Here is a 20,122-nt window from a genome sequence, read left to right on the forward strand (position 1 = left end):
ACGGATAAAATAACGTTCATCTTGAGTAAAAATTTACGTAATTCGGCTGACATGGATATATTTTTTGTAATATCCCATATCTGAACAAAGTTATTGTTTATCACCCATGAAAATAACATAATTTAAACATGTTAGGCGTAAATGGCAGTGCAATTTCCAATCAAAACTTCACTCTTGGTTTTTAGATTACGCCAGAGAATAGTATTATTCATAGTCATTATTTTAATTTGGTGGAGGATACATGTTACTTGAGTTTATTTTAGCATTTTTAGGTCTATTAGCGTTACTAACACCCGTGATTTTTTATAGAAAAAATTCATTTAAATATAATAGCATGTATTATGCTATTGGATTGGTTTTGGTGGGAACTCTTTTAATGCAATGCTATGAAGACTCAAAGGAAACACAAAATAAAAATGCATTAATAAAAAGAAATCCTTATTTTAGTGCGATGCGAAAAATTGTCCCTGACGAATTCGAAAAATTATATTTTTTAGTATACTCTCGATCTCCAATTATAAAATATTATAATGATGATTACTCTGAAAAAAATATGAAAGCGCATCTTGAAGCAGGAAAAGCGTTTGGGGATAAAATTAATAAATCTTTCAATATAATCTCGGATGAAGCTATGCGTGAATATGGTCTTTATCTTATTGGAGCTTATACTGATTTTCTATCCGTTGATCCTACTGGAATTCTCTGTTTCCAAATGATATCTCCCGGAATTATTGGAAACCCAGCGCCTGAGGTAATAGCAACTATAGATAAAGATTTTGCAAAACAAAAGAACTATCTTGAGAGTTTCGCAGATTCTATTGCTAAGGGTATTCAAATTGATAGATTACCTGCTGAACAGGTTAAAGGTGAATCTGAAAAGATTTTAACACTATTATCTAATAAATATGGAGATTTTGTTTATGTTGAAGATCTTCATGAACTGTCTAAAAAACCCAGATTAACATGTGAAATCCAACGTGATTATATTATTGAAGTTATGAAATTAGGCTCTCATCTTTCAGCCGAAATATTACGCTTACCCATTAGTCAGCCGATGTGAACGCCTCATAAATTCGATGCAGATAAACAGCAACAATGTATTGAGACCTACAACATTCTGAAGGCTGAATGCGGCCAACATGAGGCGATTTTGTTTATTGATGCTGTGCATCCGACCCTGTCTACAAAATTAAAAGAGCTTGAGCTAGTGATTAAGATGCAAAATACGCGGCTGAATAGTGGAAAATGCCGGGTCAAATCTGAATTACTACAAATTAACGTTTTTGAGTAAACTCCGTGGGAGCGTTCAAGCATCTACGCCCCCCATTCTATCGCAGATATTGGTTGCATTCTTAAATGAATGTTCTTACCACTTACATACCACTTAAACACCTTATTCCTTAGTTTTCTTGGATAATCAGCGCAAAGACACACTATATTCGCCCATGGATCGCAAACAATCGCATCAGAGGGAAAGTTTGCAGAAGACATATTGTTTAGGCGTGGAAGATTGTTTGGAATCACAGATAAGTTAAAAACACAAAATGTATGGCTCACTCCATCAGTGCTTTCGTCTTCAGGATATTCATCACAGCCAAATACCCAAATGGTACTAACCAAATCGATATTAGTCGCAAAATACACGGCAAGATCGGTATACTCCTGACAATTGCCAGCCCGTTCTTCAGGGGGCATAGCAATCATATCATGTACGGTGAAACTGTCTGTTCGCTGCATCTCAATGCATGTGTCAGCATCTAGGGCATGGTCATTGCGGTAATTTTTTCGTTCATAACTCTTACTACCATAAACCAACGAATAAACCTTGTTACCTGATTTGTACCCATATCGAAAATGTTCTCTCACATCATGATTTATTTTATTAGCTTGATCTATTGTTATCATAATATTTCCTTCTTATTTTTCTAATATTATTTCGAATTAACAAAGAGATAATATGCCCCATAGTGTTAAAAATATAAATATATTGCTATACCTCTTTTTTCTAAAAAGTGAGTTAGATTCCCGCTTTTGCAATGAATTTCAGCTTAAATGTTGGGGGTTGGTTGTGCAAGGAAAGATACAATCGCGTGTATATTTAAAATACAAAGCTGGACAGTTCAGATGATTGCACAGGCCTTGCGTATTCTTGAAAATAGGTAACGTCACCTAACAGATAATTTTCAGATTTTAATTCCTGCATCTTCAAGTTAATTGCGTATATACACTTCGTCTTTCAAGTGGCCTCTTTGTTGGCTGTACTCACTCCCCCGGTAACATAGTTATCTATGCTCCCTGAGATTAATGAAAGGCTCTTGTCTTTGGCTGGTCAAATTCGTTCCCGACGAATTTGTTACTCTCTCGCCGCCGCGATGCATCTTGAGTCCATTGTCTATATGGCTAGATCTGACTAATTAACTCAATTCTGTTTCCGAACGGATCATAAACATGAAACCGATTAAACCCTACAATGGGTACATCATCCTGACATGTGTACCCGGCATCAGTACACAATTTTCGTAGCTGATTGAGGTTATCAACCAGAAAAGCAGGGTGTGCTTTAGTTCCGGGATAAAAATCTTCCTGTACCCCTAAATGAACCTGAACTTCACCGCTGATAAACCAACAACCGCCGCGTTTAGCCAAGTTTGCCGGCTTTTGTATCTCAGCCAATCCGAGAATATCGATATAAAATTTACGGGCTGTCTCTTCTTCTCCTTTAGGCATCGCAAGTTGGACATGATCTATCTTTAATAAAGTCATGATAAGTTCTCCTTAAAGGTAGCGGGTATAGACCAATAGATTTAAAGTTGCCTCGTGACGGCAAATACGCCAATTAAGAGTAAAAATCATTTTATGCCTATAAAAACAATAATAAAATAACACTATTATTTTTATATTTCATTGTTTTTACATTAATCAATAGCTGTCTTGATTTTTATTTCAAATTAATATTATTCGCTATAATAAAATAAACAGAGATACATTTTAACCTCAAATGCAACTAATATATTAAATGCTGAATTCATAAACATATTAAATAAACATGGAAATATACAGGGGGTTGCTATTGGAATCACACTGATGGATTTTCCCAATTTAACAGGTAATGTTATTAGTGTGATAATCGATAGTAATTTTAAAAAAAACATGAATAGTATTAATAAATTGGAACACAATGACGCCAGTATATCAATTACTGGCGTTTATTATTATCAGATTGTCACTTTAAGTTCAGTATGAGTTAAATAAATTGTAAACGTAAAACGTCAATAGCCTCTAATCTTCAGTTTCCATTCTTAAATATTTAAAAGGAAACCATATCTGCCGGATTAAATGTACTCATGACTCCCAGAGCACCCTTAATCAACGGAATAACCACTGGGGAGAAATAGGAACCCAATGGAATGCTCGTGTGGTCAATGCTGGTCAGCATGTTAAAATCCCGATTGCGGCCAGTGAAATCGTCACTGATTGCTTTACCAATGCGTACCGTCTGCGCTACACCATGACCACTCCAGCCATGTACCATGTATACAGGGGTGTTATCATCGCTTTTACGGGCATCAGCCGCACCATTCAGGGTCAGGTCACTGATCCCGCCCCAAGAATATTCCAGCTCGGGTTTCTCCAGCTGCGGAAATACAGTTCTGATACGATCAAGCAAATAGTTGTTTACATCACGGGATGACCAAGAATTGCCCGTGCCCTGCCCGCCAAACAGCAGGCGGTTGTTGCGTACTGAACGATAATAGTCTATCTGTAACTGCGTATCGTAAACAGGCAGATCTGACGGGAGCAATTCTTTGATAGGCATCGGCAACGGTGAAGTGACCGCCACATAAGTGAAAAAAGGCACCGTAGTGGATGCGCCTGAGATAAACTCACCCGTAGAGGCATGTACCCCAAGTACCACGGCTTTACTCGCCCTGATAGTTCCCTGACTGGTTTCAATAACCGCACCGTGGTCTTCCTGCCTGATACCGGTCACTTTTGTGTTGTCATATATTCGTCCACCAAGCCCGGCAAAACCATATGCCAAGCCTCGTAATAACGCGAGGGGCTGAACCTGTCCGCTGATACTGTCGATATTGGCACCGTGATAAATATCCGAGCGTACATACTCTTCTTGCAATTCGTATGGGCCAATAACCTTCACCATTTTATCGCCCAATCGACGCCGTGCATCGGCATTAGCCACTAATGGCCCCATATGACCCGGATGGATCGCCGCCGTAATATGACCATATTTACGGTCACACTCAAAGCCATAACGTTCACGAATCTCATCCACAAGATCCATTGCTTCAACCGAGGTAAATTGCCATAAACGCCTGGCTTCTTCGGGTGAAAATTTTTCCAGTATAGTTTCAGCTGACCAGCGAGCAATTCCGGGTGTCATCTGCCCCCCGTTACGTCCAGAAGCTCCTGAGCCAATGTTATCTTTTTCAACCAGAATGACATCCACACCCGCTTCAGCCAGATGTAACGCCGTGGAAACTCCCAGCAATCCACCACCAATAACAACAACCTCGCAGCTTTGATCTCCGGGAAGACTGCCAAAGGCGGGCCAGTCAGCAAGTGAAGCCTCATAGTAGTTAGCTGGCATGTCGATAGCCGCTATGTCTCTATGCCAGTTCCAGATGCGGGGATCCAGCCCCAGACGACTGGGTCTGGCCTGAGCATCCTGTAATAGCTTGGGCCGGAGTTGATCAATACCGGCGGCCAGAGTACCAATCTTGGTTAATTCTCCGGCAAGTAAAGATGTCGTGGGAAATAGGGAAGAAAGCACGCCCGCGCCTGCAAGCGTTGCAGCATTAGAAATAAAATCTCTTCTGTTCATTGTCATTTTAGCGCTCCTGTATGACCTGAAATCACCCGTTAACCTGATCCGGGGTATTTTTTTGTGAGTGAATCCAGCTCTCTGAGCCGTATTTATTGCTACCCGCCGATCCTTTCAACGTGGCGAGAATCAATAAAATAACAGTGCCAACAAACGGGATAAGATGTAAAAGTAGCCACCAGGCACTACAGTTGATATCGTGCAATCGACGTGCACCTACTGCCAGTGCTGGCAAAAATGTGAGTAGTAGATAAATGGCGCTGAACCAGCCCATATAAATTTCGGGATTAGCAACAGCTAATAATCTTTCCAGAAAAGAAATGATAAGAACTGCCAGAATCTGAAACAAAATGAAATACCAAAAATCCTTACGCTGTGCTCTCCCCCTGAAGCAGGCATAATTCTTTAATACGTTTAAATACCAATGCATTATTCTCCTCTCTTATAAATCTTCTGGTTCCACCTGACCTCCATGTATATTTATGCCAACAAAATATGCGCTGTTTTATTCATCCGTTTCACCAGAACAGCAAACCTCCTGCACCGTGAACCGGATATCGTCCAGAATTCGTCTTACCTGTTTTACATATACATGCTTATATATGATTTTCCATTTTCAGAAGTTCAGGTATCGATACGACTGTATTACTCGAGATTAGGCTTCTGCCTGAATGATATTTCAGTATCCATATGTTCTTTATATTCAAGTAGATAATCGTTAATTCGGGTCATCATCTTCTGTGCCAGCCGATAACAGGTAAGACTGTCTTCCTTGTAGAGCGCGGTCAATATTGTACACTAAATAGCAATTAATTTCATTGTAAACAATTTCATATAGTTACAAAATTACGTTTAAAGGCCCCCTCTCAGCCTGAATTACCAGCTCCTGACTGGCGAGCCGGGCCTGTTCGAGCGGGACATATACAATTCGTCTTTCAAGTGACCTCTTTGTTGGCTGCGCCCGCTCACCCCAGCCATTACCCAATTTCTGATTGAAGAGTGTACGTAATTTCCGCAAGGCTAACGCTAAAAAATGCCGTAACGATGTAATGCTTGCCCATCCTCCGGTACCGGTGTGATAGCATCCCAAAGTTCGGCGATTTTACCCTCCTCAACACGCCATAATTCAAAGTAGCTATGACGTTCTCCGGCAATACTTCCTTCTGAATGAGTCAGAACAAACTGACCGTCAGCGACGGTGCGGTGGATTTTTGTATAATGCAGCCCATTTCCTTCATCTTTCAGTTGCTGAAGAAATTCAATAACCGCTGCCGCACCATCAGATATATCCGGGCTATGCTGACGGAATGCCTCACCATTGGTGTAGGTAATAAATTCACCATAGTCTCCTTCAATCAGAGCACGTCTGAAGAAATTGACTACCAGCTTACGATTTTTTTCCTTGTCGTGGTTGTCACCCGCTTCAGTCGGGCCATCTAATTGAGTCCGACCGCTGGCATTAGGTGCTGCCTGTGGCACTAAACCATCCCAGTGCTCCACGATTAAACCATCAACAACCCGATACAAATCGAAGCCAACCAACGGCTGAGTATCTAACCCTGTAAAACGACCGTGGATAGCGACCAGATCACCATCCTGTAATACGCGGTAGGCTTCGTGATGAAGTTCTGGGTGTGTCTGAACCAGCTCACGCAGGCCAGCAAGGCCATCTCTGACCAGTGGGGAATGTTCAATGAAGTCCGGCGAAAAATAACGTTCAAGTGCGCCTACATCACGGTCAGTAAACAGTTCACGATGTGCACGCGCTACTACATTACGCGCTACTACATCGCGTGAAGATATAACCTGATTTATAGCCTGATTCATTATGGATGCTCCGCATTAATCGTTGGAACTCATCACGTGTTTGATACGCGTATATTCATCGAAACCATAAGCCGACAGATCTTTACCGTATCCGGAGTGTTTAAAACCGCCGTGTGGGGCCTCTGCTGCAAGAGGAATATGGGCGTTAATCCAGACTGTGCCAAAATCAAGCTCACGGGACAGGCGTAATGTCCGGGCATGATCACGAGTCCAGACACTGGAAGCTAACCCGTATTTCACATCGTTGGCTTTATCGATCGCTTCTTCTTCTGTTTTGAATTTTTGTACTGTGATAACCGGGCCAAAAATTTCGTTCTGAATCATTTCATCATGCTGCTCCAGACCAGTGATTACCGTAGGTTCAAAGTAATATCCCGGACGTTCAGCCTGACGACCTCCTGTTTCGATACGGGCATAAGCAGGCCGACGTGCAATAAATCCCTTAACCTGTTCCAACTGGCGAATATTGTTAAGTGGGCCATATAGCGCTTCTTCATCTTCAGGGTCGCCAAAACGCGTCGCTTTAGCCGCCGCGACTAATTTCGTTATGAACGTATCGTATACAGATTCATGCACCAACACGCGCGAAGCGGCTGTGCAGTCCTGACCGGCGTTGAAGTACCCCGCAATAGCAATGGTTTCCACCACTTTGTCCAGATCCGCATCGGCAAAAACAATGACCGGTGCTTTACCTCCCAATTCCAGATGCGATCGGGTGAGATTAGCTGCTGCTGAAGAAGCAACCTGCAAACCAGCCCGTACAGAGCCAGTGATGGAAACCATAGCCGGGGTTTTATGTGAAACAACCAGAGCACCTGCACTGGCATTGCCCAGTACTACATTGAACGTCCCGACAGGAAAGAACGGAGCAGCCAGCTCAGCCAGCAACAAAGTGCTTTCCGGCGTAGTATCACTCGGCTTAAGTACAACCGTATTGCCAGCGGCCAGAGCAGGTGCAATTTTCCAAACTGCCATCATTAATGGGTAATTCCATGGAGTAACCTGCCCCACTACGCCCAATGGCTCACGTCGGATACTACTGGTCATACCGGAAAGATATTCCGCTGTTGCCTTACCTTCCAAAAAGCGGGCGGCACCAGCGAAAAAACGGATATGGTCAGCCGAAGTTGCCACTTCCTCAGAGGCAATCAGATGTTTGAGCTGCCCGGTATTGCGGCTTTGCACTTCAATCAAACGTTCAGCGTTTTTTTCTACCGAATCAGCCAGTGCTAACAGTGCCTTCTGGCGCTCAGAAGGGGTACTCCGGCCCCATACTTTAAATGCCGCTTTAGCTGATGCATAAGCATTATTAACATCTTCAGCATTCGCATTAGGAGAACGTGCATAAGATTCACCGGTGACCGGACTGACCAAATCAAAATATTCAGAACCTTTAGATTCAATATACTGCCCATTAATAAAATGCCTGAGAGTGGCTATCGACATGCTTATCTCCTGATAGGGTTAATGTATGAAATATAACCTATAAATTAATATATTTAATGGTTATGCCGCAGTCAAATATGTATCAAAAATGTAAAAACATGTGAGCCATTAGATACATACGTGTAACTTTCAGGCATTTTTCGCAGGAAAATTATGCAAATCTGTGAGAAGGATCGAAGATTTCAGGCAGGTTGAGGCAGGTGATTCTATGGTCAGGTATAACTGAGCCAATAATCGGGCACGGCTTAAAAGTTGTGGTCAGACACTTAAATAACTTTAATTATCGATTGTTTTTTGAGCTACGTTTGTTCGCGGGACTTCTTTATACTAACGCAAATAGGTAAATAACCTATTTGCTATTAGTCATTGTCATTTCAGTTCTCTATTAGTGATGAAGTAATAAGAATTCTTATTTTAAATATTTTCATCAAAAAAGGGGGCGATATGAACGTCTTATTTAAGGTAAATTTTGATGGACTTATCTTTGATCAGCCAACTCTGACCAACCTATTTGATCGGAGAACATCAAAATGCACCCTACTCACTATCTGAATACCCGTATAAAGGGCCAAATTCACGCTGCGAGACTAATCATGCAGCCTGTACAAACTCGTCAGATAAGTTGCCATGTTGGAACTCATATTCTTGGTTTTATTTCTACGGGTTACCAGGCGCTCATCGCAGATAAAACACTCTCTTGCCAGATCCGAATATTTCTTCTTACCTTTTTTCCTCCAAGAATACGGGAGGCTTATTATCATGAATAATCATGAACTTATTATGAGCCATGCTCCTATAAACCCTCAATTATTTCCCTGGATAGTTCGAATAATCGTTACTTATACGCCACTAGGTTCGCGAACAAGGCGTCGTGTAGTAGGAAGTGGTATAGTCGTCAGCCCCGACTGGGTATTAACAGCTAGTCATCTAAATCCACACGACATCGATAATAATGAAGATCAATTCTTTTTCATATATCATCTCCGACGTCATGGAAGGCCACTTACAGAGTCAGGTAGGTGGTACCCTGATTACGAACCCGGTATATATGCCGATATAATTATGAGCAGAGGTAGCCATGGAGATCTCATGGCTCTTCACTTAGAAGAACCCCTTGTATTAAGGTCGTATGCGCCGTTGGGTCTGTTTTATCAGCTACCTATTACCGAGGGAAACCTTGAGCCACAGCAGGTCATTGGATTTGGCTTTGCTGGTCTAAGCAGAGATAACCCTTTGCTTGAGCCAGACACTTTTCACGCGTTCTTCGCTACTACGGAAAGTGTCCGGCCTGTTGAATATTATAGGGGGCGTGAAGTACTAGCCGCCTTCGAACCCAGATGGGGGTCATCGGCTCAGGGTGACTCTGGCGGGCCTATCATGTTCAATGATCCGCAGCGCGGTCTTGTGGTTATTGGACTCATCACTGGGGGAGAACCACCAGGTGTGACCCCTCCAAGCCATACGATTTTTGTTCCTTTAGAAGATAACCTCTCTTTTATTGAGAACCTTAGTCTGGAATCAATATCGTTAGGGCAACCAATAACAATAAGCAACTTTTTCCGCTTTACTCTTGGGTGGAGCATTGCTCGTTGGCAAGGACCGGGAGGGTCTGGAGGATCTGGCGTAGCCAATAGTGCGATATCAGATGCTGATTTATCTGGTTGGCGTGTTTTTTGGCAAAAGGTAAAGGACGGGGCATCATGGTCGGATGCCAAGCACAAGGACATACTTGATCCTAAGACAAAGAAAATAGAGCTAGAGGTAGAACAGAACGCGTTGTGGCGGGCAACGGTGTTGCCGTTGATTGGAGACCCACCCCAATTAGTGGGCAAGAATCACTTTCCAGCGGCTAACCTGCCGAGCAGCCTTATAGGCTCAATTACAGATAAGTACACGATGCCCACTAACCTGAAAGTGATTGCTGCTAACAACGCAGGAAAGAACGCTGTTCACGCATCCTGGGATGAAGCACTGGCAGCATCAGGCATACCAGCAGCAGGATATCGTGTGTTCTTTCAGGGAAAAACAGCAGGCGGTGCGTGGTCATCATGGTCACATTTGCCGGATACGGACAAACGCGAAGCTGTGTTTCAGGTGACCAGTGCCACGGATACAGGCCCGTGGCGAGTCGTCGTGCTGCCACTGTATACATTACCCAACGTCACTGCTGTCGTGGGTGCCGATGAACACGGCAATCCGTTTGCAGCAGACGCAGACACACGCGGTGTGCAGATCAATAAACCGATACAGACATGCCAGTTCCCAGAGCCAGAGGAAACACTCTATATCACCGAAGGGACAATCGGTTCTGGGTCTGTAACAGCGTTGTTCAATTCTGTGGATCCCGATACGAAAGAGGGTTCCCTCCAGTGGGAGTGGGCGGATAGCCCGGACGGGAAGTTTATACCCGGTGGTCGGTGGATAGGCATGTCAGGGCAAAACAGTGTGCAGATGGTGTTCGGAACAAAGGATGATCCAGCAACAGAAAATAACTCAGGATGGTACCGCCTGCGGGCAACCAATAACCTGGGTGAAAGCATAAGTCAGCCAGTACATGTGGTCATCAGCAGTCAGGTAATACCATTATTGTTGGATCAGACACCAGTCCCCTATGGAGAAGTGGTGGGATATACCAACAGTGCCGGAGATGCGGAAATCGAGGTGTTGTTTACCGCTCATCCAGCCCCGACCGATGCACAGGTCACGTGGGAAAAATTAGACCCGGCAACCCGAAAATACACTCCGAACATTAGCAACCGCTTATTCTCATTACCGCTTCAATCTTACGGAAAAGAGAAAGAACATAAATACATTGCCACTTTGGTTTTCGGGCAAAAAAACACCTACCCGACAGAAGAAGACTCAGGCTGGTATATCGCTCATATCAAGACCACATTCGCCGACAAAAGTGAGCACGAAACCTATTCGCTTCCCGTCTTCGTCAGTATCGGCGCATCTGTCAACTGAGCTATGAAAACGAAGGAGTAAAACAATGAATAAAAATCGGACAATAGGAGTAAAAAACTCCGCAATACGCGACAACATCTCGACACTACTGCGAATTCTGGCTGGCGGGTTGATGGTCATAATTCTGGGTTTCGGGTTGAATGCTACGCCTGCACATGCAAGCGGAACGTGGACGGTGCTTCTGAAAAACTTTTCCGATAAGACTATCACTCTCCACCCTAGCAGCACCAAGTGCATAGATAGCACAGGCGGAGCTCAGACAGTCAAGCCCAATCAGACAACAACATTCCGTTTTGTAGATTTGAACACATTTAAGCTTTTTTTTTGGGGTTGTTGGCAGAAAGAAAAGTATATCGATTGGGAGGTAACGATTGAGGGCTTACCGGCACCTACCGGATCCGGTCGCTTTAGTCTGCGCTGGGATCATGTATATTACTATTCTGGCGCAGAATGGCGCACACAGATAACAAGCCCTGATTCATCCTTAGGTGTACCGGTAACGGGAGCGATTTGCACCGAAATGGAGGGGGACCCCGACTCTGAGTATAGTTGTTTGAATGTCTGGCAAAAGGCACCGAATAACGATGGTGGTAAAATTTGGCTCTACTTCAACTTCGCGCATATCAACCAGCAAGGTGAAAACGCGACTTATATGTATAGAGAAAAGGCAACATTCAGCGGTACTGGTGACATCAGAAATACCATCACTTTACATCAGGGATTTCCTCATGGTAATCCGCTCCCCGGCTGCGAAAACATATCCGTCACTCAAGAGCAGGGAGGATACAATGGTAATTGGTCTTGCACTTCGAGCTCCCTTCCCTACGGCATAACACAAATTGTTGCCGTTCAGAATGATGGCATCTCTTCGCACTCTTCAACACCATACACTATCCTCGCGGAGCTAAAGGTACATTCCCCCAGAGATAATGCACTTATCTTCAAAACCCTTGGTCCGTATGAGATTAGAGGCCGGGCGACCCCCGGGGCGCAAATCGAGGTAACACCTCGCGAGGAAGGAACTCCGGCAGGAGCATCCCCCTTTAGCTGCTCGGCAACTGCCGATCAATCGGGCGGTTGGTATTGCGACAAAAAATTCCCCGCGCTTATTGATGGCACCTATCAGTGGGACGTCACACAAAGTTTTAATGGATATGGCAGTCAGATCAATACAAATACAGGATATTACCACTTGACTGTCGGAGAGCTTAAGGTTTCGATTGATCCGATTGGGGTGGATGGAGTTGTGCCTGACTGGGGTGAGTCCTTACAGATCCATGGACTGGGAACACCTCGCGATACCGTACACCTTATTGTACAGAAGGATGGAGATTCTAAGACGGTACTAAGATCTCAAAACTGTAGAAAAAGCTCAGATCCCGATCAACCTGATATGCATCCCATTTCTGACACAAGTACTTGGGGATGCAACTATCCCATTCCCGCGGTAGGAACTACCTGGGACGTCACTGCTACACAATATCGTCCCCACGGAGAGGAAGTGCAGGATCCCGCAAAAACGTCTTTCAGCGTCAAAAATGCGGCTCCTCTATTAGTACATAAACAAAAGGACTCAAGCGACCGGAGCGATAAGATAACCCTCTCTGGAACAGCAACTCCGGGGGCTACCGTCAAAGTGACCACTAAACAAGGGCCTCAGTGTCTGGTTAATGTGACAACAAACTCGTCAGGGTTGCACATCCCTACGCCTTGGTCATGCATATTGGACAACGTTAATACTGGAGGATTAGATTTCACGGCTGTTCAGATATACGGCTCTATCATCAGCGCCCCAATTACTGGTTCAACAAATAGCCTATAATGTAGCCCCATTTTAGTGAACACAGAGATAGGCATAATGACCGGCTGACTTCATCGTCAGCCGGTAGCTTCCTTTATTCGGATCACATGATGATAATGATGAAACATAAAAAATCATTGCTAAAATGGAAGGGCGACTTTGACAAAGAGTTGCGAGCCTGCCGGGCGATTAGTCACAACCAGATCTTTCTGCCATTTCAGGGCCACCAGCAAGCCTTTATCATTAGCGTAACGGACGGAAGGACCCAGACCAAATGCGCTCGCTTTACCCTGTGCTGAATTGGGTCCGCTATCGTTTGTTACCTGCTGGAATGCATAACCGCCAACACCAGCGACTAAACCATTACCGAATCCCCAGCCCAGTGCATAATCTATATGAAAAGCCCTGCCGGATTTTGTATTGGTTTTTTTATTTTTCAGATTAATGTCATACATTACTTTTAAATCGGTATTGTAACCATAAGCCGGAAAGTAACTTATCGCCCAGACAGGCTGAAATGCCCAATGATTTTTTCCCAGACTGGAAGGGTCATGACGATTATAGCTACCTGTCGGGGCACTGATATCAAGACCGATAACATAGCCTAAATCAGGTGCCGGATGATATCCAAGAGCCGGGCCGAAAGTGATATCCCCAATTCCTTTACTATCGCTGTGCTTACCCGCGGCTTCCGCTGTCACGCTCAGTAAAGGCACAATAGTATGATAAGCCAGTTGGCCGCCCATAATCTGTTGATCTGTGACCAGAACTAACCGGGGAGCAAGAACGTTCACATTAACTTTAAATCCGGGAACAGGAAGGCGAGAACCGTTATTTCCCCTGAGTTGATCATAATGAATATTGCCACCATAAAGCAGCACATGAATACCCGGCGGAGGCAGCGCGCCTGACAGGTAATTATCTAATCCATCCGGATAGATACCAACCCCACCCCCTTCTGTCGCCATAACAGAATGGCTTACCACTAAAGTACTCATAACGGAAACACTGAGTAATGATAAAGCAGTAAGCTGAATCACTCTCCGATATTTTATTATTCCTGTGTTTATCAGTTTTGTTTTTATTGCCGTGTATATTTTTATCATGACAGATCCTCCGGAATGGGAAGTGAGCAGATATGGTATGTAAGGAATAAATTTGATCAGCGCCGCGCAAGCCTGCGAGCGACCAGATAGCCGGAGGTTCCTGCTAATCCGGGGCCGGGATGTGCTGATGCACCAATATGAAAGACATTACGAATAAAAGTCTGATGTGCTTTCGTCCTTTTTGACGCAGCAAAGGGACGCAGCCAGAAAAATTGGTCAGGTGAACAAATCCCTGAGTAAGGATCTCCCCCCACCAAATTACAGTTCAATGTCTGTAAATCTGCCGGAGAATATGCCCTGCGGCCAACAATGGTCGATGAAAACCCCGGAATGACTTTCTCCAGACGAGCCTGTACGCGATCTGCGAACGCTTCACGCACAGCATCATTCCATTTGCCATCTTCGGGAATAGGGATTTCTCCCAGCGCATCCCCTTTCAGGTGAGTGGGCAACTCCTGCATCTGAATCCATAAAATCCATCCACCTTCAGGAGCACGTCCCGGATCAAGTGCAACCGGCTGCCCTATAGCTAATGTCGGGTGCTCCGGCAAATAACCGTTATTAGCCTGTGTCACCGACAGACAAACCTGTTGCATACTTTCTGTTAAGTGAATTAGCGGTACATGACATAATTCCGGATTGCACCATAACGGGGGTGCATTCAGGGCAAAGTGAACCTGCATTCCACCACGCCCATAACGATATCCCTGTGCATGTTGTTGAACTGTCTCAGGAACGTTATCCAGTAAGTGACCATAAAGCTGTTGCGGAGTGACATTGCAGACCACGGCATCGGTAGCGTGATAAACCCTGTCCTCTGCGATAACACCAGAAGCCCGGCATTTTCGCCCCCGCTGGTGAGTGATAATATGTTCAACGTTGGTATGTGTGAGAAGCTGCCCTCCATGCTGTTCTATAATCATTTTCAACGCTTCTACAATCGTGATACTTCCCCCTTTAACGACCGGCATTCCTCCCGACACTACGGAAGCAAAAGTGAGTTTTCCAATCAGGGCAGAACTGGCATCATCCGGCCCCAGTCCGGTATGCAAGGCCCATGGCGCAATCAGGGTGCGGATGAAATCGGACTGTAATTCACGTTCAGACCAACGCCGGAACGTTTCCAGTGAATGACCGGCAAATTCCACCAGACCATCAATACCGCGTTTTCGCCATTCCCTAAACAGTAACCGGAGGATGCTGAAATCGTAAGGATCCTGCCCCAGTAAACTGAAAACTAATTCAGCATCATCATGAAGAATTTGCTGCACCATGTAACGAAAGGCTTTTCCGTCTTTTCCTGCAATGTTATCAAGCTGCAATGCAACAGGTAACACACCTCGCTTTAATGCAATTCCCCGCCCATTCGGCTGAACCAGCCCAGTGGAGTAATCACTTTGCATGAACTCTACGCCCACTTTTTCTAATTCAGGCTTCAGCACCTGATAAGCCGGGCTACTCAAAAATAACGGATACCAGCAGGAAAGCACATCATGGATATAACCGGGGAAAAGTTCTTCGGTGCGGATACACCCACCGAGCACAGCATTCCGTTCCAGTACCAGCACTGATTTTCCCCATATGGACAGTAGTGCGGCGCATACCAGTGAGTTTATTCCACTGCCGATGATAATGACTTGAGGTTTAGCACTGTTCATGAGGTTATTCCATCAGATTGTTCAACCAGCGCCAGAACGCGTAGCGGACTCCCCGAACCGCCTTCGATTTTAAGAGGGGCAGCAATAATAACGGTTCCGACGGGGGGTAATAAATCGAGGTTTTTCAGGCATTGCAAACCGTATTTATTTGCTCCGTGCATCAGGGTGTGACAAGGATAAGCCACGGGCCATGAATAGGATTGCCCGGCATCAGTATTGATCGTCTCCACCCCAAAACCCCGGATATTACGTTTATGGATTAACCATTCTACTGTTTCCTGATCAGGCCCCGGTGTATGGGCTCCGTCATCACGCATATTGAGGAAACGGGTGGGATCATCCGCCCTTTTTGACCAGTCAGTGCGGAACAATAACCACGCTCCAGCAGGGATCTGCCTGTGCTGATTTTCCCATTCCCGTAGGAATTCGATTGTCAGCAACCAATCCGGGTTTTTTGCCACCTGTTGGCTGGCATCCACAACAACTGCGGGTGCCACAAAATTATGCAGCGGAATGCTATCAACGGTATTATCTGAATAATCTTTGCCGCTAACCCAATGCGCTGGAGCATCAAAGTGTGTTCCTGTATGTTCTCCACAACTGAAATTATTCCAATACCAACCCGGCCCATTTTCGTCGTAACAAGAAATACGCTCCATTTTGAATGACCAGACTTGCCCATATTGTTCAGGTAATTGTAAAGCCGGGAAATCAGGCGATAAGGTCTGCGTCAAATCAATAACCTTCACCCCACCCTGATCCAACGCTGCGGTGAACATATTTAGCAGGCTTTTCATGCATCTCCTCCCATATTGTTCCCCATATCATGTAACTCCGTGAACATACCGCAGTGAAAAACCAATGGTTTACCTTCAAGGCTGGCAATACGTTTCACCTGACCTATCATCAACAAATGATCACCAACATGGGTTTGCTGATGGTTCGAGCAAACCAGTGTTGCTATTGCGCCACAAATTGCGGGGATCCCTTCCGGCGTCTCTTGCACAGGAATATCCTGAAACTTATTTTCAACCCTCGGATTAGCAAAACGCAGAGCCAGTTCCTGATGGTCACAGCTAAGAATGCTGATCGTAAAATATTCACAGTTCTGGAATACAGCCAGATTGGGGGAATGATTGACCAGACTCCAAAGTATCAAAGGTGGCTCCAGTGAAAGTGACGCAAATGAATTGATGGTCAGACCGACATTGCGCCCGTCAGCTGTTCGTGTCGCAACAATGGCAACACCGGTTGGGTAGCTCCCAAGAATAGTACGCAATGCCCTTGCCTCAAATCCGGTTATTCCCCACTCAGCACCGGATAACATCGCTTCGCTGTTCTGGATATTCACGGTCATGTTGACTTTTTCCACACTGAAATTCTCCACACGGAAACCCCTGCTTTTCAGGCAGCTTGTTAAATCGCTTCCTTACTTAAGAATTAGCAACCTGTGCATGTTGTGTCTGTGAGTTAATGTAGGCTTCACAGGCATCACTGTCCCGCCACCACGGAAACAGTACAGGAGGATGATTGAAAGCATTGGCAATTGTGCCGGCAAGTGCCGGTAGCTGCTGAGCTGCGCCGAGTAGATGCAGGATATGAGGTTTTGGTGGGATGAGCAGACTGTTTGTCCATTCCACAACATACTGGCTGTAATCCCAGAATCGCTCAAAGGTCTCGCTCATCCATTCTGCCGTAAAAGGTTTGTCACCACGGGCAAGAATCGATTCGTAATAGACCTGACAGGCTTTGGTCGCATTGTTGGAGCCTTGTCCGGTAAGTGGATCGTTTGTCACTACCGCATCACCCAACCCAAAAATCTGACGACCAGACGGTAATGTCAGTACCGGTTTGCGTACTATCGGGGCGAAACGCCCGGCCAGAACGCCGTTCTTATCGGTCAGTTCCACCTTTTCGCAACGCGCGGCTTCCCACGGCAGAAAGGTTTTAAGAATGTGTCTGCTATAAGCCAGATGCTCCTGCGGCGTTCTGGCTTCCTGCCAGCCATCCATTGCTCCTCCTGGTATCCCTTCAAAAACCATAATGTCACAGGGACCATTCAGAGTCAGAGCAGGAAAAACGAAATACTCGCCCACTCCGGGGATCAGATTGAAAGAAACACGTGAATATTCAGGCACCGGCAGCATACCATTCACATAAGTCAATGCCAGTGCACGCTGCGGCTTATCATAGGGAGAACGGGTTGCATCACGCTCCAGTAATCTCACAACTTCCCCTTTTCCTCCCGCCAGAATAACCAGTTCATGGGTAGATGCCAGTTGTTCCAACTCATTAACACCAACATCGCGGATCTCCAAATTACCGCCACGGGCAGCAAACAATTCCATCCAGAACGGCATTTTAATGCGTTGATCAACCGCTTGTGCGTACTTATCGAGCCGGGCGCTCCAGTCAATTGCTTTGGTATTCGGTATTTCCGGATGCGGAACAGCAAAGCCGATACCTTCAACAGGCGGACACAGTGTTTCCCATTTATTCAGCTCCAGTTCCCGCTCAAACTGTAAAGAAGAATCGAACATACACTGACTCGACATCACCCGCCCCTTCAGAACATCTTCAGGCGTTCGGTTAGTCACTACGGTTACCTGATAGCCCTTGTCAAGTAGACCAAGGGCCAGAGGCAGTCCGGCCTGACCACCTCCTACAATAGCGATACGACGCATAGTATTTTTCTCCTACCTTGTGTTTCATTTCAACGGTGTTTTGTAACAACCGTGTTTTGTAACAACGACGATTTGCGACTATTCCGCCAGACGGCAAATGGCAGGTTTTGCCTGCTCAGGTCCCATCACTGAATAACCACCATCAACGGAGTAATCGGCTCCGGTCACAAAACTCGACAAATCAGAAAGAAGAAAGGACACGACCTGAGCAACCTCTTCGGGATCGCCCGCACGGCCAAGTAAGTGATAATCTGCGGCAATTTCATCTGTTTTCCGGCGACTGCCTTGAGTCAGCTCATCCATGACCCGTGACCACGTCCAACCCGGTGAAACGGAATTCACACGAATACGATCAGCGGCATAGTCCATTGCCATACTGCGGGTAACTTGTAATAAAGCGGCTTTTGAGGCGGGATATAACCAACGACCTGTCTGGGCAACAAAGGAGGAAACGCTGGTGAAGTTAACAATTGCTCCACCTCCGGCAGCCATAAAATACGGATGTGCAAACTGGGCGGCCCTGATAGCGCTGACCACATTAATATTCAATGCCGTCAGCCACATTTCGCGACTGGAATCGGCACCATCATCCAGATAAGTTGTCGCAAGATTAACGAGACAGTTAAGATGGCCATAGTAAGCAGCGACCTCGTGTATTCCCTGAGAAAGCTGTTCGTCATCAGTAATATCAACAGGCCAGAAATGAATATCATCAGGTCGGACATCGCAGGCTTTTTTACCACCTTCACGATCAATATCAAAAATAGCAACCTTAACACCATATTCACTCAATACTCTGGCAACGGCCGCACCTATTTTGGTTGCACCACCAGTAACAATAGCGACCTTATTACTTAATCCTTTCATGAGTGATCCCCTCGTATCATATATCTACCGCTATTCAGGGCAAACCATCAGGACAAATTATCCGTTGAATCAATAAGTTCGGGGCATAGAGAAAAAAGCACATTATTGACTGAATAGCTTTTTCCTGAATAGTTTTTTCCCGAATAGCTTTTGTCCGAATAGATCGTGACTAAATAACCGATCAGAGATATAAACACTGAATATCCAATATTTTGCATATTCAGTGTTCTTATAATTAATAAATCATGGTGGGTATCATTACGTGAAAAAGATAAGAACAAATAGCCGATATTTGCAGGAAATATCCATCCAGCGCAGGTATTCAAAAATGTCTTCAATAAATTTAAAAATGCAGAAATGAAATACTCTTTGTTTAACTTATTCCATCACAGATCATACCGAAATCAGTAACCCGCAGAGCTAATCATCCTGAAACTATGAATATCGTGTGCGAAATCACGGTTGTGAGTTGCGACTCATCCATCTTTTGTTTGACAAAAAAAACGCGGCCGTCTCGTTCTGGTCAATTATAATTTTCGGCTAGAAATATATTTCATCCAATACATCATTCACAATAAAAAAACATCAACAATTAAACTTCCCTATAAGCAATAAAAAACAAGGATAATAAAAAACGACATAGACATTATTTAAAACAACAACCAGCATTACACTATAAATAACAGCAGCCATAAGTAATATAAAACAATTATATTCACATAAAAAATATACTCTGGTATTTTGGGGAAACAAATACCAACTATATTTCACGAGAATGAGTGTTGAAAGATTGCAAGATTATTTGTAAGGACATCATGAGAGATTATGCTACGTTCTATATACCTTTTCATAATAGTGAGAGTATCAGCATGTGGTGTTCCTTACCCCGCGTGTCACACGGGATAAGGAATACTTCTATCATT

Annotated in this window: 15 protein-coding genes and 1 pseudogene; 4 read left to right on the top strand and 12 right to left on the bottom strand. The window is 44.7% G+C overall.

What is annotated here, in order from left to right:
* Window positions 1-241: 241 nt before the first annotated feature.
* Entirely contained in the window at window positions 242-1,060 is an 819-nt protein-coding gene (locus AAC855_RS15230; protein ID WP_340610715.1) for a hypothetical protein, read from the top strand.
* Between the two features lie 3 nt (window positions 1,061-1,063).
* Window positions 1,064-1,192, top strand: a pseudogene (locus AAC855_RS15235) (IS630 family transposase); the annotation flags it as partial.
* A 122-nt stretch (window positions 1,193-1,314) separates the two neighbouring features.
* On the opposite strand, the gene AAC855_RS15240 reads toward AAC855_RS15235, so the two are convergent.
* The 6 genes from AAC855_RS15240 to AAC855_RS15265 form a co-directional block, all read right to left on the bottom strand.
* Window positions 1,315-1,905: a hypothetical protein gene (locus AAC855_RS15240; RefSeq protein ID WP_340610717.1), complete on the bottom strand. Its 591-nt coding sequence runs from the start codon at window positions 1,903-1,905 to the stop codon at window positions 1,315-1,317.
* 495 nt (window positions 1,906-2,400) lie between these two features.
* A complete protein-coding gene (locus AAC855_RS15245) occupies window positions 2,401-2,763 on the bottom strand; it encodes a VOC family protein (protein ID WP_340610718.1) in 363 nt (120 codons plus the stop codon).
* A gap of 544 nt (window positions 2,764-3,307) precedes the next feature.
* Entirely contained in the window at window positions 3,308-4,849 is a 1,542-nt protein-coding gene (locus AAC855_RS15250; RefSeq protein ID WP_340610720.1) for an NAD(P)/FAD-dependent oxidoreductase, read from the bottom strand.
* 25 nt (window positions 4,850-4,874) lie between these two features.
* Entirely contained in the window at window positions 4,875-5,273 is a 399-nt protein-coding gene (locus AAC855_RS15255) for a DUF805 domain-containing protein (RefSeq protein ID WP_340610721.1), read from the bottom strand.
* A 596-nt stretch (window positions 5,274-5,869) separates the two neighbouring features.
* Window positions 5,870-6,670 carry a nuclear transport factor 2 family protein gene (locus tag AAC855_RS15260; protein ID WP_340610723.1) on the bottom strand — a complete coding sequence of 267 codons (801 nt, stop codon included), beginning with the start codon at window positions 6,668-6,670 and terminating at the stop codon, window positions 5,870-5,872.
* Window positions 6,671-6,685: 15 nt separating this feature from the next.
* A complete protein-coding gene (locus AAC855_RS15265) occupies window positions 6,686-8,110 on the bottom strand; it encodes a gamma-aminobutyraldehyde dehydrogenase (protein WP_340610753.1) in 1,425 nt (474 codons plus the stop codon).
* Window positions 8,111-8,896: 786 nt separating this feature from the next.
* Here AAC855_RS15265 and AAC855_RS15270 point away from each other — a divergent pair.
* Window positions 8,897-11,083, top strand: a complete 2,187-nt coding sequence (locus tag AAC855_RS15270; RefSeq protein ID WP_340610755.1) for a trypsin-like serine protease — start codon at window positions 8,897-8,899, stop codon at window positions 11,081-11,083.
* A 25-nt stretch (window positions 11,084-11,108) separates the two neighbouring features.
* Window positions 11,109-12,905, top strand: a complete 1,797-nt coding sequence (locus AAC855_RS15275) for a hypothetical protein (RefSeq protein WP_340610725.1) — start codon at window positions 11,109-11,111, stop codon at window positions 12,903-12,905.
* A 119-nt stretch (window positions 12,906-13,024) separates the two neighbouring features.
* Here AAC855_RS15275 and AAC855_RS15280 read toward each other — a convergent pair whose 3' ends face one another.
* The 6 genes from AAC855_RS15280 to AAC855_RS15305 all read right to left on the bottom strand — a co-directional run bounded on the left by AAC855_RS15280 (window position 13,025) and on the right by AAC855_RS15305 (window position 19,199).
* Window positions 13,025-13,990, bottom strand: coding sequence for a SphA family protein (locus AAC855_RS15280; RefSeq protein WP_340610726.1), 966 nt, complete (start codon window positions 13,988-13,990; stop codon window positions 13,025-13,027).
* A gap of 56 nt (window positions 13,991-14,046) precedes the next feature.
* Window positions 14,047-15,648 carry a phytoene desaturase family protein gene (locus tag AAC855_RS15285; protein ID WP_340610727.1) on the bottom strand — a complete coding sequence of 534 codons (1,602 nt, stop codon included), beginning with the start codon at window positions 15,646-15,648 and terminating at the stop codon, window positions 14,047-14,049.
* On the bottom strand, window positions 15,645-16,445 hold the full coding sequence (locus AAC855_RS15290; RefSeq protein ID WP_340610728.1) for a cyclase family protein: 801 nt from the start codon (window positions 16,443-16,445) through the stop codon (window positions 15,645-15,647). The genes AAC855_RS15285 and AAC855_RS15290 overlap by 4 nt, the downstream gene beginning before the upstream one ends.
* Window positions 16,442-17,035: a flavin reductase family protein gene (locus AAC855_RS15295; protein WP_340610730.1), complete on the bottom strand. Its 594-nt coding sequence runs from the start codon at window positions 17,033-17,035 to the stop codon at window positions 16,442-16,444. Before AAC855_RS15295 ends, AAC855_RS15290 begins: the two co-directional genes overlap by 4 nt.
* 46 nt (window positions 17,036-17,081) lie before the next feature.
* Window positions 17,082-18,332, bottom strand: coding sequence for a styrene monooxygenase/indole monooxygenase family protein (locus AAC855_RS15300; RefSeq protein ID WP_340610732.1), 1,251 nt, complete (start codon window positions 18,330-18,332; stop codon window positions 17,082-17,084).
* Between the two features lie 78 nt (window positions 18,333-18,410).
* A complete protein-coding gene (locus AAC855_RS15305) occupies window positions 18,411-19,199 on the bottom strand; it encodes an SDR family oxidoreductase (RefSeq protein WP_340610734.1) in 789 nt (262 codons plus the stop codon).
* Window positions 19,200-20,122: the final 923 nt, after the last annotated feature.

The sequence above is a fragment of the Xenorhabdus bharatensis genome (genome assembly GCF_037996705.1).
GTDB lineage: Bacteria > Pseudomonadota > Gammaproteobacteria > Enterobacterales > Enterobacteriaceae > Xenorhabdus > Xenorhabdus bharatensis.

Coding starts and splice junctions, on each gene's coding strand:
- AAC855_RS15240 (WP_340610717.1), bottom strand. CDS start 1,905: ATGATAACAATAGATCAAGCTAATAAAATAAATCATGATGTGAGAGAA.
- AAC855_RS15255 (WP_340610721.1), bottom strand. CDS start 5,273: ATGCATTGGTATTTAAACGTATTAAAGAATTATGCCTGCTTCAGGGGG.
- AAC855_RS15245 (WP_340610718.1), bottom strand. CDS start 2,763: ATGACTTTATTAAAGATAGATCATGTCCAACTTGCGATGCCTAAAGGA.
- AAC855_RS15290 (WP_340610728.1), bottom strand. CDS start 16,445: ATGAAAAGCCTGCTAAATATGTTCACCGCAGCGTTGGATCAGGGTGGG.
- AAC855_RS15275 (WP_340610725.1), top strand. CDS start 11,109: ATGAATAAAAATCGGACAATAGGAGTAAAAAACTCCGCAATACGCGAC.
- AAC855_RS15285 (WP_340610727.1), bottom strand. CDS start 15,648: ATGAACAGTGCTAAACCTCAAGTCATTATCATCGGCAGTGGAATAAAC.
- AAC855_RS15260 (WP_340610723.1), bottom strand. CDS start 6,670: ATGAATCAGGCTATAAATCAGGTTATATCTTCACGCGATGTAGTAGCG.
- AAC855_RS15305 (WP_340610734.1), bottom strand. CDS start 19,199: ATGAAAGGATTAAGTAATAAGGTCGCTATTGTTACTGGTGGTGCAACC.
- AAC855_RS15270 (WP_340610755.1), top strand. CDS start 8,897: ATGAGCCATGCTCCTATAAACCCTCAATTATTTCCCTGGATAGTTCGA.
- AAC855_RS15300 (WP_340610732.1), bottom strand. CDS start 18,332: ATGCGTCGTATCGCTATTGTAGGAGGTGGTCAGGCCGGACTGCCTCTG.
- AAC855_RS15230 (WP_340610715.1), top strand. CDS start 242: ATGTTACTTGAGTTTATTTTAGCATTTTTAGGTCTATTAGCGTTACTA.
- AAC855_RS15250 (WP_340610720.1), bottom strand. CDS start 4,849: ATGACAATGAACAGAAGAGATTTTATTTCTAATGCTGCAACGCTTGCA.
- AAC855_RS15280 (WP_340610726.1), bottom strand. CDS start 13,990: ATGATAAAAATATACACGGCAATAAAAACAAAACTGATAAACACAGGA.